The 15,204-nt window shown below is 70.8% G+C and carries 14 protein-coding genes; 4 read left to right on the top strand and 10 right to left on the bottom strand.

Going from position 1 to position 15,204, the window contains the following annotated elements; genetic code table 11:
• Positions 1 to 4: 4 nt before the first annotated feature.
• Genes AC5P09_RS17215 through AC5P09_RS17240 form a run of 6 tightly spaced genes read right to left on the bottom strand, consistent with a single transcriptional unit; the run spans position 5 to position 6,738 of the window.
• A complete protein-coding gene (locus AC5P09_RS17215) occupies positions 5 to 1,042 on the bottom strand; it encodes an ABC transporter ATP-binding protein (RefSeq protein WP_493874755.1) in 1,038 nt (345 codons plus the stop codon).
• Positions 1,039 to 2,097, bottom strand: a complete 1,059-nt coding sequence (locus AC5P09_RS17220) for an ABC transporter ATP-binding protein (RefSeq protein WP_493874756.1) — start codon at positions 2,095 to 2,097, stop codon at positions 1,039 to 1,041. Before AC5P09_RS17220 ends, AC5P09_RS17215 begins: the two co-directional genes overlap by 4 nt.
• Positions 2,090 to 3,058: an ABC transporter permease gene (locus AC5P09_RS17225; protein WP_266448853.1), complete on the bottom strand. Its 969-nt coding sequence runs from the start codon at positions 3,056 to 3,058 to the stop codon at positions 2,090 to 2,092. The genes AC5P09_RS17220 and AC5P09_RS17225 overlap by 8 nt, the downstream gene beginning before the upstream one ends.
• 5 nt (positions 3,059 to 3,063) lie before the next feature.
• Positions 3,064 to 4,071, bottom strand: coding sequence for an ABC transporter permease (locus AC5P09_RS17230; protein ID WP_493874757.1), 1,008 nt, complete (start codon positions 4,069 to 4,071; stop codon positions 3,064 to 3,066).
• 14 nt (positions 4,072 to 4,085) lie between these two features.
• Positions 4,086 to 5,819: an ABC transporter substrate-binding protein gene (locus tag AC5P09_RS17235; protein WP_493874758.1), complete on the bottom strand. Its 1,734-nt coding sequence runs from the start codon at positions 5,817 to 5,819 to the stop codon at positions 4,086 to 4,088.
• Positions 5,820 to 5,841: 22 nt separating this feature from the next.
• Positions 5,842 to 6,738 (bottom strand): proline iminopeptidase-family hydrolase, encoded by an 897-nt coding sequence (locus AC5P09_RS17240; protein ID WP_493874759.1) that lies wholly within the window; start codon positions 6,736 to 6,738, stop codon positions 5,842 to 5,844.
• Positions 6,739 to 6,978: 240 nt separating this feature from the next.
• Here AC5P09_RS17240 and AC5P09_RS17245 point away from each other — a divergent pair, with 240 nt between their 5' ends.
• Positions 6,979 to 7,749: a FadR/GntR family transcriptional regulator gene (locus AC5P09_RS17245; RefSeq protein ID WP_493874760.1), complete on the top strand. Its 771-nt coding sequence runs from the start codon at positions 6,979 to 6,981 to the stop codon at positions 7,747 to 7,749.
• Between the two features lie 24 nt (positions 7,750 to 7,773).
• On the opposite strand, the gene AC5P09_RS17250 is transcribed toward AC5P09_RS17245, so the two are convergent.
• Positions 7,774 to 8,268: a hypothetical protein gene (locus tag AC5P09_RS17250; RefSeq protein WP_493874761.1), complete on the bottom strand. Its 495-nt coding sequence runs from the start codon at positions 8,266 to 8,268 to the stop codon at positions 7,774 to 7,776.
• A gap of 206 nt (positions 8,269 to 8,474) precedes the next feature.
• On the opposite strand from AC5P09_RS17250, the gene AC5P09_RS17255 reads away from it, so the two are divergent.
• Complete coding sequence (locus AC5P09_RS17255) at positions 8,475 to 9,260, top strand: cyclase family protein (RefSeq protein WP_493874762.1); 786 nt, start codon at positions 8,475 to 8,477, stop codon at positions 9,258 to 9,260.
• Entirely contained in the window at positions 9,257 to 10,891 is a 1,635-nt protein-coding gene (locus AC5P09_RS17260) for a thiamine pyrophosphate-binding protein (RefSeq protein WP_493874763.1), read from the top strand. Before AC5P09_RS17255 ends, AC5P09_RS17260 begins: the two co-directional genes overlap by 4 nt.
• A gap of 114 nt (positions 10,892 to 11,005) precedes the next feature.
• On the opposite strand, the gene AC5P09_RS17265 is transcribed toward AC5P09_RS17260, so the two are convergent.
• Genes AC5P09_RS17265 through AC5P09_RS17275 form a run of 3 tightly spaced genes read right to left on the bottom strand, consistent with a single transcriptional unit; the run spans position 11,006 to position 14,017 of the window.
• The gene (locus AC5P09_RS17265; RefSeq protein ID WP_493874764.1) at positions 11,006 to 12,499 is read right to left on the bottom strand and encodes a tripartite tricarboxylate transporter permease; all 1,494 of its coding nucleotides are present in this window, start codon (positions 12,497 to 12,499) and stop codon (positions 11,006 to 11,008) included.
• A gap of 1 nt (position 12,500) precedes the next feature.
• Positions 12,501 to 13,037 (bottom strand): tripartite tricarboxylate transporter TctB family protein, encoded by a 537-nt coding sequence (locus AC5P09_RS17270; protein WP_307672890.1) that lies wholly within the window; start codon positions 13,035 to 13,037, stop codon positions 12,501 to 12,503.
• Positions 13,034 to 14,017, bottom strand: a complete 984-nt coding sequence (locus AC5P09_RS17275) for a Bug family tripartite tricarboxylate transporter substrate binding protein (protein WP_493874838.1) — start codon at positions 14,015 to 14,017, stop codon at positions 13,034 to 13,036. Before AC5P09_RS17275 ends, AC5P09_RS17270 begins: the two co-directional genes overlap by 4 nt.
• 220 nt (positions 14,018 to 14,237) lie before the next feature.
• On the opposite strand from AC5P09_RS17275, the gene AC5P09_RS17280 reads away from it, so the two are divergent.
• The coding region (locus AC5P09_RS17280) for a sensor histidine kinase (protein WP_493874765.1) at positions 14,238 to 15,204 on the top strand (967 nt) is incomplete at its 3' end.

Raw genomic sequence — 15,204 nt, forward strand, 5'->3', positions numbered from 1 at the left:
GCGGTCAGACGGTCAGCGGGTAGTGGCAGGCGGTGTGGCGGCCGGAGGCCGTGAGGGCGAGACGGGGGCGCTCCAGCGCGCAGCGCTCGCGGGCGTACGGGCAGCGGGTGCGGAAGGGACAGCCCGTCGGCTTGTCCACCGGGTTGGGTACCTCGCCGGTGAGGACGATGCGTTCGCGGCGCGGTGCGTCCCCCGCGTGGGTGCCGTCGTCGATGTCCGGGACCGCGGACAGCAGTGCCTGCGTGTAAGGATGGGCGGGAGCCCCGTACAGCGCCTCCGTCTCGGCGAGTTCGACGATCTCGCCGAGGTACATGACGGCGATCCGGTCCGACACATGGCGGACCACGCCGAGGTCGTGGGCGATGAAGACGTAGGTGAGCGCGAACTCCTCCTGGAGGTCGGCGAAGAGGTTCAGTACCTGGGCCTGGATCGACACGTCGAGGGCGGACACAGGTTCGTCGGCGACGATCAGCTTCGGGGCGGTGGCCAGTGCCCGGGCGATCCCGATGCGCTGGCGCTGGCCGCCGGAGAACTCGTGCGGATAGCGGTCCAGATGCGCCCCGGCCAGTCCTACGACGTCGAAGAGCTCGGCGACGCGGCGGCGGACCGCGGCCGCGTCACCGTAACGGTGCACGAGCAGCGGTTCGGCCACGATGTCCCCGGCGCGGCGGCGGGGGTTGAGGGAGGCCTGCGGGTCCTGGAAGACCAGCTGCATGCCCGGCCGTACGGGCCGCAGCCGGCGCGAGGACAGGGTGGTGATGTCCTGCCCGTCGAACTCGACCCGGCCGCCCGTGAGGTCGGTGAGCCGGACCAGACAGCGGCCGAGGGTGGACTTGCCGCAGCCCGACTCGCCGACGATGCCGAGGGTCTCGCCGGTGCGGACCTCGAGCGACACGCCGTCCACGGCGCGCAGCACCCTGCTGCGCCGGGACAGCGTGTCCGCGCGCACGGGGTAGTGCTTGGTGACGTCCGACGCGCGCAGCAGCACGTCGCCGCCGGGAGACGCTGCCTTGTCCACTGCCACGATGTCCTGTGCCGTCACGACGCCGCCTCCGGGTCCATGGTCTGTACGTCGTTCGCGGCGGCCCGTGCCGTCAGCCGCAGCGACGCGCGGTCTTCGGGCGGCAGCCAGCAGGCGTCGCGGTGTGCGGCGTCGCCGTTGCCCGCGGCCAGCGCGGGCCGCTCCTCGCACCGGTCGTGGCTGAGCCGGCAGCGCGGCGCGAACGCGCACCCCGCCGGAAGGCTGCCGGGTGAGACGGGCATGCCCGCGATGCTGGGCAGCCGCCGCAGCCGGGGGCCGCCGACGCGGGGCACAGAGTCGAGCAGACCCCAGGTGTACGGGTGCCGCGGGCCGTGGAACACCGCGCGGCGCGGGCCGTCCTCGGCCGCCCGGCCGCCGTACATGACCAGGACCCGGTCGGCGATCTGGGAGATCACGCCCATGTCGTGCGTGATGAGCACCATCGCCGAGCCGTCCGCGTTGAGCTCGCGCATCAGGTCGAGGATCTGCGCCTGCACGGTCACGTCGAGCGCCGTGGTCGGCTCGTCGGCGATCAGCAGCGCGGGGCTGCAGGACAGGGCCATCGCGATGACCGCGCGCTGGCGCATACCGCCGGAGAATTCTTGCGGGTAGGCGTTCACCCGCGAGGCCGCGTCGGGGATGCCGACGTCGGAGAGCAGCCGGACGGCGCGGGCGTGGGCCTCCTTCCGGGACACCTGCTCGTGCGCCCGTATCTGCTCGGCGATCTGCCAGCCCACCGTGTACACGGGGGTCAGCGCGGTCATCGGGTCCTGGAAGACCATGGCGATCTCCCGGCCCCGTATCGCGCGCATCTGCCTGTCGGGGAGGGTCAGCAGGTCGCGCCCGCGGAAGAGGACCTGGCCCGACACGGTCACGTTCGGGTTGGTCAGCAGCCGCAGCACGGCCAGCATCGACACGCTCTTGCCCGAGCCCGACTCGCCCACCACACCCAGGACTTCGCCGGGCGCCACCGAGAGGGACAGGCCGTCGACGGCGGTGACCGGGCCTCGGCGGGTACGGAACGACACCCGCAGATCGCGTACTTCCAGCAGGGGTTCAGACAGGGGTTCAGGCATGGCGGGCCCTCGGGTCGAGTCGCGCGTACAGGATGTCCACCAGTGCGTTGGCGAGGACCACGAAGAACGCCGCGTACAGGACGGTCCCCATGATCACGGGCAGGTCGAGGTTCTGCAGGGCGTCGAAGGTGAGCTTGCCGATGCCGGGCAGGCCGAAGACCACCTCGGTGAGCAGCGCGGCGCCGCCCACGAGCGCGCCGAAGTCCAGGCCGAACAACGACACGATCGGGATCAGCGAGCAGCGCAGGGCGTGCCGGACGAGGATCCGGCGCTCGGACAGGCCCTTGGCCCGGGCCGTGCGGACGTAGTCCTCGTTCAGTGCGGTCACGACCTCGCCGCGCAGCAGCCGGGCGTAGATCCCGGCGTACAGCAGCGCCAGGGTCAGCCAGGGGAAGAGCAGGTGCAGCGCCCACTGGCCCGGGTCCCCGGTCAGGTCGACGTATCCGGGCGGCGGCACCCAGGAGAACACCGAGTCGTGCAACTGCTTCTGGGTGACGAGGTTGACGACCTCGCCGAGCCAGTAGGCCGGCAGCGAGACGCCGACCACGCCGACCAGCATGATCAGCGGGTCGACCGCCGTGCCGCGCAGGGTCGCCGCGGCCGTGCCCATGAGGATGCCGACAGTCATCCAGATGACCGCCGCTCCCACCACGAGCGACAGCGTCACCGGCATCGCCTGCACTATCTGCGGGATGACGCGGGAACCACGATTGACGAAGGACTCCAGATCCCGGTCTATCAGCAGGTGCCGCATCATCAGCAGATACCGGATCGGCAGCGGCCGGTCGAGCCCGAAGGAGTGCCGTACCTGCGCCAGGGTGGCCGGGTCGGCGTTGCGGCCCGCGATACGCGCGGCGGGATCGACTCCCGGCGTGGCGAAGAAGATCAGGAACACCAGCACGCTGATGGAGAACATCACCAGCAGGGCGGAGGCGAACCGCTTGAGCGCGAAGGAGAGCATGAGCGTCACACCCCTCCGCGCAGGCGGGCGCTGGGGTCGAGCGCGTCCCGCACTCCGTCGCCCAGGACGTTGAGTGCCGCCGTGGTCAGTGCGATCAGCAGGCCGGGGGCGATCGTCACGGCGGGGCGCGTGTAGAGCAGCCCCAGACCGTCCTCGATGATCGTGCCCCAACTGGCGTCGGGCGGCTGGACGCCGACGGACAGGAAGGACAGGGCCGACTCGGTGAGCATGGCCAGCGCGGTCATCAGCGGGACGAAGACGATCGCCGTGGGCAGGACGTTCGGCAGCACCTCCCGGCGCAGGATGCGCACCGTGGGCGCGCCGGACCCGACGGCCGCCTGGATGTACTCCTTGTTGCGCAGCACCAGGACCTGGCCGCGCAACGGCCGTGCGATGTACGGCACGTAGATCGCCGCGATGATCGCGACGGGCAGCCACAGGCTCCCCGCCTCCACGGTGAGCGGCCCCAGGCGCAGCCCGTCGGTGAGCAGGACGACCGACAGACAGATCGCCAGCAGATACACCGGGAACGCCCAGACCACGTCCAGGATCCGGGAGATGACGGCGTCCACGACACCGCCCGCGTAGCCGGCGACGACTCCGACGGCCGTACCCACCAGGCAGGTCAGCAGGGCCGCGGTGACGCCGATGAGCAGGCTCGTCCGGCCGCCGTACAGCAGGCGGGCCATGACGTCGCGGCCCTGGTTGTCGGCGCCGAGGAAGTAGTGGCCGGGGTCCCAGGTGGGACCGATGGGCGTCACCCCGAGGCCGAGGCCGGTGCTGCTGGGGGTGAGCACCGGCACGGTCCTGCCGTCGACGACCGTGGTGCCGGAGACATGGGACTGGAACGGGTCGGTGTGGGCGATCTGGTCCGCGTACAGCGGCGCGCACAGGGCCGCCAGCACCACGAGGAACAGGACGACGGCGGCGGCCACCGACGACCTGTTGTGCGACAGGTCGGCGGCGGCCGTCCGCCAGGGGCCCGGCGAACGCCGGGCCTCAGCGGTCGACAAGGGCTCGGCGTGGCTCATTTGACCCACAGCTGCCCGACGAGCATGTAGAACTGCTTGCTGAACTGGTAGTTGCCGACCCGCTTCGACGTGAAGTCGATGATCTTCGGGTTGATCAGCGGCACGACCGGGGACTGGCCCATGATCTCCTGGTCGATGGCGCCCCACTGCTGGTCGGCGCTCTTCTGGTCGGTCTGCCCGGTCTCCAGCGCGGTCTTCATCTTCGCGTCGATGCCCTTGTCGCAGAAGCCGGCGATGTTGATGCTGGAGTCGCTGCCGGGGTGGAACGAGGCGCAGGACAGCAGCACGTTGAGGAAGTCCGAGGCCGCCGGGTAGTCCTGGTACCAGGACGTCAGGGCGAGCTGCACCTTGTTCTTGGTGTTCTTGGTGTTCTGGATGTAGGTGAACTGGATGTTCCCCGACAGCGGCTTGAGCGTCGCCTTGTAGCCGAGCTGGGTGAGCAGGCTCTGCAGGTACTGCCCGATCGACTTGTTGACGTCGTCGTCCTGGACGACGATGCCGACCTCCTGCCCCGCCGTGCCCGACTGCTTGACCAGTTCCTTGGCCTTGGCCAGATCCGCGGCCGACCAGGTCTTGCCGCCGCCCTTGGTGTAGGCGCACGCGTCGGTGTGCCCAGGGAAGCCCGGCGGCAGGATCGTGCACGCGGGAGAGGCGAGGTTCGTGCCGCCGTACAGGCGCACCACGGCGGACCGGTCGACCGCCCAGTTGATCGCCTGGCGTGCCAGCTTGTTGTTGAACGGCGCCATGTTGACGTTCAGGGTCGCGTACCAGAACGCGGTGAGCGGGTTCACGTGCGCCTGGGAGGCGTACTTGGTGCCGATCTCGTTCAGCCGGTCGGCGGGCGGCGGATCGTACATCCAGTCCGCCTGGCCGTTCTGGATCGCGGTGACCTGGGACTCGACGGTCTGGCCGAAGGTGTAGTCGATCGCGTCGGGGTAGCCCTCGGGCTGCGCCGGACGCGACCACTCCTTGAAGTGCGGGTTGCGCACCAGCTTCAGCGCCCGGTTCGGGTCGTACGAGGCGGCCATGTACGGGCCGGTGGTGGGCAGCGGCTTTGTGCCGGCGTCCTTCGCCGGCGAGTCCTTCGGTACGACGCTGGCGTGCGGGACGGCCAGCTTGTACGCGAACTCCGGGTCCGGGGCGGTGAGGTTGACGGTGACCGTGTTGGCGGTGGCGTCGCCGGTCACGCCTCCTTCCAGCGTGCAGGAGGCGGGCTTCTTCAGACAGGCGTCGGCTCCGACGATGCCGTTGTAGAAGGTGCCGGCGGTGGGGCTGGAGACCTTGAAGATGCGCTGGAAGGACGCCACCACGTCGTCGGTGGTCAGCACCTTGCCGTTGGAGAAGGAGATGCCCTTGCGGAGCGTGAAGGTGTACGTCTTGCCGCCGTTGGTGACCTTCGGCATCGCGGCCGCCAGGTCCGGGACGACGGTGAACGACTGCTGGCCGCCGACCTTCTTGAACGACAGCAGCCCGTCGTACATGGACTGGTACAGCTGCCAGTACTGGAGGGTGTAGTTGACCTGCGGGTCGAAGGTGCCCGCGGCCGCGTGGGCGACGAGCTTCAGCGTGCCGCCCTTGTGCTGCGGCTGGAAGGCGGAGGAACCGGAGCCGGAGGAGGACGTGGTCGGGTCGGAGGAGGCGCCGTCGTCGGACGACGAACAGGCGGCGGCGGTCAGGGCGAGGGCGACGGTGGCGGCGGCGAGCGCGCTGCGTCTCTTGGTGCGGGACATCCGGGGAACTCCCGTCGGAGGGTCAGTCGGTGGAGTCGAGGAAGGCGCCCACGACCCGGAGGTAGAGCTCCTCCTCCTCGACGTGCGGCATATGGCTGGAGTGCTCGAAGAGGTGCCAGCGGACGTCGGGGATGTGGTCGGCGAAAGGGCGGACGGTCTCGGGGGTCGCCTCGTCGTAGCGCCCGGACACCAGCAGGGTCGGCACGTCTATCAGGTGCAGCCGGTCGATCACGGACCAGTCCTTGAGCGTGCCGACGACATGGAACTCGTTCGGCCCGTTCATCGTGTGGTACACGGTCGGATCGGACGCGATGGTGTCCCAAGTGGCCTGTACCTCGGGCGGGTTGGGGACCAGGCGGCACACATGGCGCTCGTTGAAGACCTGCTCGGCCGCCCGGTAGTCGGGGTGGTCCGTGGTCCCGGCCGTCTCGTGGGCGAGCAGGGTGTGCTGGACCTCCGGCGGGAGCTCCTCACGCAGCTCGTTCGCCGCCGACAGCCACAGCTCCATGGACGCGGGGGAGTTGGCGATGACCAGGCCGCGCAGCCCGGGCGGTCGGCGTACGGCGTGCTCGGCGGCGAGCATGCCGCCCCAGGACTGGCCGAGGAGATGGTACGCGTCGGCGATGCCCAGCGCCTTGAGGAGATTGTCGAGTTCGTCGAGGAAGAGCTGAACGGTCCAGAAGTCGGCGCCCTCGTGGGGCAGATGGGTGGACAGTCCGGTGCCGAGCTGGTCGTAGTGCACCACGGTGCGGCCCTGCTGGGCGATGCCCGCGATGCTGAGGGTGTAGTTGTGACCGGCGCCGGGTCCGCCGTGCAGAACGACCAAGGGTGTCCTGCCCGGTTCGCCCGTGATCCGGTACCAGGTGGACCAGCCGTTGAAGTCGACGGTTCCGGTGTGGTTCGGTTCGGGAATCGCCACGGGGAAGCCTCCCAGGCTGGCCGGAATCAGCCGGCCGCTGTCTGAAACGAGATGGGTGTGACGGATGGATGAGATACTGATTGGGTAAAAGGTCAGCGCACAAGACCTTTTGGCGGGGGCAGGGCAAGACGTAACGACGTGTTCACGTGGCCCCCGCCCGTTTACAGAGGCGTCGCGCGATGGGGAGGACAACTGACATCCGCACCTGAGTCACCCGAACCGGGAGACGAGTTCTCCCGTGTGCTCGACCGTGTGCTCCACGGCGGAACTCCGTCGTCGTCGCTGCGCCCCGTGCGGGTGACCTCGGCGGTCGACGAGGTCTCCGACCGGCTGCTCACCGCGGTCGCCGTCGGGGACTTCCTGCCGGGCGAACGGCTGCCGGCCGAACGCGAGCTCACCGGGCTGCTGCGGGTGAGCCGACCCACCGTGCGCGAGGCCGTCGGACGCCTCCAGGCGCTGGGCGTCATCGAGATCCGCCGGGGCCGCAACGGAGGAGCCTTCGTCCGCGACACCTGGAGCGAGTCCTCCGCGGCCGCGGTCCGCCGTACGCTGCTGCCCCGGTGGGAGGAGTTCGAGCAACTCTTCGACCTGCGCGGCCTGGTGGAAGGCATGGTGGCCGCGACGGCCGCCCGCCGGCGACGGCCCGAGGACCTCGAACCGATGCGCGAGGCCCTGGCCGCGCACCTCTCCGCGTCCACTCCCCGCGAGGAACAGGCCGCCGACAGCGCGTTCCACCAGAGCATCTGCGCGGCCACCCACAATCCGCAGATCGCCCTGCTCAGCCGGGACCTGCTGACCCGGATCAGCCTCGGCTTCCCGATCGAGCCGTGGGGCAAGGGCGAGCGGTCCCACTTCCACCGGGCCGGCGAGGGCCACACGGCTCTGTACGAGGCGATCGCGGCGGGCGACCCGGAGCGCGCCGAGGAGATCGCCCGGGGGCACTTCCTGATCAGTGCCGAGATGATCCGGGACGTACTGGCCCGCGTCCGGGCCGGGGAGTCGTCGTCCTGACGGTTCCTGCGCGGCGGCCGGACGTCACTGCTCCGGCAGCCACTCACTGAGCGCGTCGATGAGGCGGTCGAGCGCGGGCTGCTCGGAGGAGCGGTCCGTGATGACCGTGCGGCCGTCGAACCCGAGCGTGTACTGGAACATGTCCCTCGCCCCCATGTCCATGGTGAAGGCGGGGACCTCGTCCAGCGCCGGGTCCCCGAGAAGCGTGCGCACCTCCTTGAACCGGGCCGCGCCGGTCCGGCGCACCGAGGGCTCGCCCTTGTGACTGGTGCAGACGGTGCCGTCGCCGCGGAGGATCAGCTGTTGGTGGACGCCCGCGAAGCCGCCGCTGACGGTCGTCGTGACCAGCTTCTGGTCGGGGCCGGTGACGGGCACGGGCGACGGGCTCGTGGTGGGCGAGGCCGATACGGAGGGGGAGGGGGGGATGACGTCGGCGAGGCCGAGGCCGAGGCAGCGGTCGCCGTGCGCACCGCCGCGTCGGACGGCTCCGCCGACGTCCCGCTGCCCTCGAAGGTGCACGCGGCCAGACCCAGCGCGCCGACCATGAACGCCACCGCCGTACCTCTGCCGAACACCGCGCCCCCCACCCGCCGATCGCCTCAACTGGCTTGTCTGTACCGCGGAACCGCGTGTTCCAGCCCTCGGAGAACGGCTGCTCCTGCATCTGAACAACCGTCATGCCGGGCTGGCATGCTGTCAGTTCCGCGATGTCTCAGGAGGCCCTCATGTCCGAGCCGTCCGTCCTCGCCGCGCTGGTGTCCGGGTTGCGTGGCGGGTCGATCGAAGTCGTGGATCTGACCTCGCCGCTGTCGTCGTCGACACCGGTGATCCAACTGCCCCCGGAGTTCGGCCAGACGGCCGTGTTCGAGCTGGAGGAGATCAGCAGGTACGACGACCGGGGCCCCGCCTGGTACTGGAACAACTTCCGCAGCGGCGAGCACACCGGTACGCACTTCGACGCACCCAACCACTGGGTCACCGGCAAGGACCTCGCCGACGTGGCGTCCGTGCCGGCGCACCGGCTGATCGCACCGGCCGCCGTGCTGGACTTCACCGCCGAAGCGGCCCAGGATCCGGACTTCCTCGTGGAGGTGGACCACATGAAGGCGTGGGAGGCCGAGCACGGGCCGTTGCCCGACGGCGGCTGGCTGCTGCTGCGCACCGGCTGGGACGCCCGCGCCCACTCGCAGGAGACGTTCCTGAACGCGGACGAGAACGGCCCGCACACCCCCGGCCTCTCACCGGAGTGCGCCCGCTGGGTGGCAGAGGAGTCGCCGGTGATCGGACTCGGCGTCGAGACGGTCGGCACCGACGCCGGAGGTGCGCACGCCTTCGACCCGCTCTTTCCGTGCCACTCCTATCTCATGGGCAGCGACAAGTACGGGCTGACCCAGTTGCGGAATCTCGCCGAGCTCCCGGCGACCGGCTCCGTCGTCGTCGCGGGACCGTTGCCCATCGTCACGGGCTCCGGGGCTCCGGCGCGGGTGCTCGCGCTGGTGGAGCGGTCATGAAGGTCGCCGAGGCGGTCGGGCGGGCGCTGACCGAGGCGGGGGTCCGCCAGGTCTTCGGCGTGGTCGGATCGGGCAACTTCCATCTCACCAACGCCATGATCGCGGCGGGTTCACGGTTCGTCGCCGCCCGCCATGAAGGCGGCGCGGCGACCATGGCCGACGCCTACACGCGCATGAGCGGCACGGTGGCCGCGCTGAGTGTCCACCAGGGACCCGGCCTGACGAACGCCCTCACCGGAGTCGCCGAGGCCGCCAAGAGCCGCACGCCCCTCCTCGTCCTGGCCGCGGAGGTGACCGAGCCGAGGTCCAACTTCTACGTCGACCAGGAGGCGCTGGCCCACGCGCTCGGGGTGCTGACCGCACGGATCACGTCGGCCGGGACAGCGGTGGAGGAGGCCCGCTCCGCGCTGCGACGAGCCCTGCACGAACGACGTACCGTCCTGCTCAACCTCCCCTTGGGGGTACAGGGGCTGGACGCCCCCGAAGGTCCGCCTGCCGCACCGCTGCCGAAGCGGGCAGCGGTCGAGCCCGCGGACACCGACGTGGCGGCGCTGGCGCAGGTCCTCGAACGGTCGCGGCGGCCCGTCTTCGTGGCCGGCCGCGGATCACGCCCGCCCGGCGCCCGGGACGTCCTGGAAGCTCTCGCCGAGCGCTACGGCGCCCTGCTCGCGACCTCGGCCGTGGCACGCGGTCTGTTCCACGGCAACCCGTGGTCGCTCGACGTGTCCGGAGGCTTCGCGTCGCCCTTGACGACCGAACTCATCCAGGCCGCCGACACGATCGTCGGCTGGGGCTGCTCGCTGAACATGTGGACCATGCGGCACGGCCAACTGATCGGTCCTGACACGACCGTGGTCCAGGTCGACGACGACGCCTCGGCGCTCGGCGCGCACCGCGAGGTGCACCTCGGGATCACCGGCGACGTGGCGGCCACGGCGAGGCAGGTGCTGCAGAAGGCGAGCGGGAAACGACAGGGATACCGGACCGACGGCATCGCGGCCGACATCGCCGCACGCGTGCGCCGGCGGGACGTCCCCTACGACGACACGAGCACCCGTGAACTGATCGACCCGCGCACACTGAGCATCGCGCTCGACGACATCCTCCCCGCCCAGCGGGTGATCGGCGTGGACTCGGGCAACTTCATGGGCTACCCGAGCATGTATCTGTCGGTGCCGGACGAGCGCGGATTCTGCTTCACCCAGGCGTTCCAGTCGATCGGCCTGGGGCTCGCCACCGCGATCGGCGCGGCACTCGCACAGCCGGACCGGCTACCAGTGGCCGCGCTCGGGGACGGCGGCGCCATGATGGGAGCCGCGGAACTCGACACGGTACGCAGGCTGGGGCTGCCGATGGTGGTCGTCGTCTACGACGACGAGGCCTACGGAGCGGAGGTGCACCACTTCGGACCCCACGGACACCCGCTCCAGACGGTCGAGTTCCCGCCGACGGACATCGCCGCCGTGGCACGGGGGTACGGCTTCGAGGCGGTGACCGTGCGGACGCGGGCGGACCTGAAGGCCGTGGAGGACTGGGTCGCCGGGCCACGGTCCGCGCCGCTGCTCATCGACGCGAAGGTGGTCAAGGACCGGGGTTCGTGGTGGCTCGAGGAGGCGTTCCGAGGCCACTGAGAGCGGTGGCCACTGAGAGCAGTGGCCACCGAGAGCGCCGGCCACCGAGAATGCCGGCCAACCGAGAACGGCGGGGCGCGATACGCACGGACGTACCGCGCCCCGACGCCCGTCTCAGGCGTCCGCGCGGGGCCGTACCACGAGCCGCTTCAGCAGCGGCCAGGCCAGCAGCAGCACGATGACCACATACACGGTCACCGCGAACGGAGTGTTCACCAACCCCTTCACACTGCCGTCGCTGATCTGCAGCGCCCGCCTCAGCTGCTGTTCGGCGTTCGGACCCAGGATGACGCCGATGACGGCCGGCAGGACCGGCAGGCCGTAGCGCCGCATGCCGAATCCGATCAGGCCGATGACCAGCAGGATCACCAGGTCGACGACCTCGCCGCCGACCGCGTACGCGCCGACCGCCGCGAAGAACAGGATCCCCGCGTACAGGTACGGCCGCGGGATGCGCAGCAGCTTGGCCCACACCGGCGCCAGCGGCAGGTTGAGCGCGAGCAGCAGCACCATGCCGACGAACAGCGACGCGATCAGGCCCCAGACCAGCTCCGGTTCGCGCTCGAAGAGCAACGGGCCCGGCTGGATGCCGTACTGCTGGAAGGCGGCCAGCATCACCGCGGCGACCGCCGTGGTCGGCAGCCCGAGGGTCAGCATGGCCACCAGCGTGCCCGCCGCCGAGGCCGACGCCGCCGACTCCGGTCCCGCGACGCCCTCGATGGCACCCTTGCCGAACTCGTCCTTGTGCTTCGAGAGGCGTTTCTCCGTCACGTACGACAGGAAGGTGGGGATCTCCGCGCCGCCCGCCGGGATCGCGCCGAACGGGAAGCCGATGAGCGGCCCGCGCAGCCACGACTTCCAGGTCCGCCGCACATCGGCACGGCCCAGCCACGGCCGGCCCACCGGGATCGGCTCGCCCGGCGTGCGCCGCAGATGCGCCGCCACCCACAGGGCCTCGCCGATCGCGAAGAGACCGACCGCTACGATCACCACGTCGACGCCGTCGGCGAGTTGGAGCGAACCGAAGGTCAGCCGCTGCTGACCGGTCATCTGGTCCAGGCCCACCAGGCCGATCGTCAGCCCGATCAGCAGCGACGCCAGACCCCGGATCCGCGACGAACCCAGCACCGACGTCACCGCGATGAACGCCAGCACCATGATGGCGAAGTAGTCCGGAGCACCGATGTCCACCGCCAGTTCGGCGACCGTCGGCGCCAGCGCGACCAGCAGGATCGTGCCGATCAGGCCGCCCGCGAAGTGACCGATGGCGGCGGCCGCGAGCGCCTGCGCGCCGCGCCCCGCCTTGGCCATCGGGTTCCCCTCCATGGCCGCGACCACGGCGGCACTCTCGCCGGGGGTGTTGAGCAGGATGGAGGTGGTCGAGCCGCCGAACATCGCGCCGTAGTAGATGCCCGCGAACATGATGAACGCGGCGACGGGGTTGAGTCCGTACGTCACCGGCAGCAGCAGCGCGACCGCCATCGCGGGTCCGATGCCGGGCAGCACACCGATCGCCGTGCCGAGCAGCACACCGAGGGCGGCCCACAGCAGGTTGGCCGGGGTGAGGGCCGTACCGAACCCGTCCATCAGGGAGTTGAGGGCGTCCATGTCACAGCACTCCCATCAGCGGGCCGCCGGGCAGCGGCACCCCGAGCAGGTTGTTGAAGACGGCGTAGGTGACGAGGGAGAGGACGGCCGCGATGAGCGGATCGCGGTCGACGCGGCGGCTGCCGAGCGCGAACGCCGCTCCCCAGAACAACAGGGCGCCCGCGACCGGGAAGCCGAGCGGCTCGATCAGAATCGCCGTGCCGAGGAAGACCCCGGTGAGCAGCAGGACCGTGCGCCAGTCGGCCGGTTCGGACAGGTCGACGTCCTCGCCGGTCTCGGCCTGGCCGCGACCGCCGCGCAGCACGTCGACGGCGAGCAGGGCGGCGACCACCAGCAGGCCGATGCCGACGACGACCGGCACGGTCTTGGGTCCGACCGGCCCGCGTTGGGTGATGTCGACGTCCATGGTGAGCGCGTCGGTCAGCACGAGCACGCCGAGGGCCAACAGCAGGACGCACACGCCGAGTTCGGAGTGGTCGCGCAGCCAGGAGCGCCGCTCGTCCGAAGGCGCGGGGGGATTGTCGGTCTGCGTCGTCACAGTCCCAGCTCCTTCAGCACGGACACCACGCGCTTGTCCTGGGCGTCCAGGAAGTCGCCGAACTTCTCGCCGGTCAGGAACGCGTCGTCCCAGCCGTTCTGTTGCATGGACTTCTGCCACTCGGGCGAGTCGTGCAGTTCCTCGATCAGCCGGGTGAGTTTGTCGCGCTCGGCCTCGGAGATGCCTGGGGGTGCGACGATCCCGCGCCAGTTGGTGAAGTCGACGTCGTAGCCGGACTCCTTGAGCGTGGGCGCGTCGAGTTCGGCGACCCGCTCGGGGCCGGTCACCGCGAGCACCCTGAGCTCGCCCGCCTTGATCTGGTCGAGGTACTCGCCGACCCCGGACACCCCGAAGGCGACCTTGCTGCCGAGGATGGAGGCGAGCAGCTCGCCGCCGCCGTCGAAGGGGATGTAGTTGACCTGCTTCGGCGCGATCCCGGCGGCCTTCGCCATCAGCATCGGCGCGAGGTGGTCCGGCCCGCCCGGCGAGGAACCGCCGCCCACCGGGAGCTTGCCGGGATCCTCCTTCCAGGCGCCGATCAGCTCGTCGATCGTCTTGTACGGCGAGTTCTTGGCGACCACGACGACGTCCTGCTCCTCGGTGAGCCGGGCGATCGGGGTGGTGTCGTCCAGCGTCTTCGGGGCGTGGTTGGAGCGGACGGCGCCCACCACACCGAGGCCCATCGACATGGCGAGCTTGCCGTTGCCGTGCTCGCTCACCAGCCGGCTCAGCCCGACGGTGCCGCCGGCACCCGGCAGGTTGAACACCTCGATGTTGTGCGTGAGTCCGGCGTCCTCGGCGTTCTTCGCGGCCGTCCGGGCCGTGATGTCGTAGCCGCCGCCGGGCGTGTTGGGGACCATGAGGCGCAGGCCCGGAATCTGTGTGCCGGTCTCGGCGCCGCTGCCGGTCGTGAGCAGCGGAGGTCCTACGAGGACGAGCACGGCGGCCCCGAGCAGGGCAAGGGGGGTGCGCAGGCGCACGAGTGCCACCACCTGTCGGTACGTCGATGGGATACGGGGAGCCCTGTGGGGGAGGGTGATGTGGGCCACATGGTGCCCGCGCGTCCCCGACATGTCCCGCTTGCGGAAGCAACGGAGGTTGTGGTCGTTGTGACCACCGGGCGAAGGTGACCACCGGGCGAAGTCACGCACCGGTCGAAGGCGTGCACGGCTCTTTCCCCGGCCGCAGGTGGGGACCATGATGGCGGCCGTGACCGCCACCTTCCGTCGTCAGACTCTCGCGGGCGAGATGCTGGTGCTCCAGCTCGCCATCGTCGTGGTCGTGCTGTGTGCGGTCGCCGCGGTCTCCCTCGCCCAGTCGGAAGCCACCTTCAACCGGGTCGAGGGCCGGCGGGTGGTCGCGCTGGCCGAACAACTCGCCGCCAACCCCCTGGTCCGCAGCCAGCTGGTACAGCCCGCACCGCAGCAGGCCCTGGCTCCGCTGGTGAACTCCACGCAGACGCAGTCCGGGGTCACCTCGGTGACGGTCGCCGACGCCGACGGCCGGATCGTCGGCTCCACCAACCCGACGGCGATCGGCGCCCCGCTGTCCCTCGGCGGGGAAGCGGACGAGGGGCGGGGCTGGTCCGGGTCGCTGACGGTGGACGGCGGCCGTGAACTCGTCGCCCAGGTGCCGGTCCTCGGCGCCACGCAGGAACACCTCGGACAGCAGCTGGGCACCGTGATGATCGGCGAGGCGGACCCGACGGTGTGGCAGCGCCTCAGCGGCGCCTCCTCCTACCTCCTCGCCTACCTGGGCATCGCCAGCGCACTCGGCGTGGCCGGCTCGTGGCTGCTGGCCCGGCGCGTCAAACGGCAGACCCTCGGCCTGGAACCCCGCGAGATCGCCGGGCTGGCCGAGCACCGGGAGGCGATGTTGTACGGCATCGCCGAGGGCGTGATCGCCCTGGACCCGCAGCTCCGCCTCACCCTCGTCAACGAGATGGGCCGACGGCTGCTCGACCTGCCCGAGGACTGTGTGGGCCGCAGCCTCGCCGAACTCGGCATCGAGGGACGGCTGCGGGACGTCCTCGCCGGTGACCGGGAGGGCATGGCTGGTGGTCGGCGTGACGGGGGTGGCCGGGAGGGCGTGGCTGGTGGTCGGCGTGACGGGGGTGGCCGGGAGGGCGTGGCTGGTGGTCGGGGTGACGGGGGTGGCCGGGAGGGCG

It is taken from the genome of Streptomyces sp. a15, assembly GCF_059026085.1.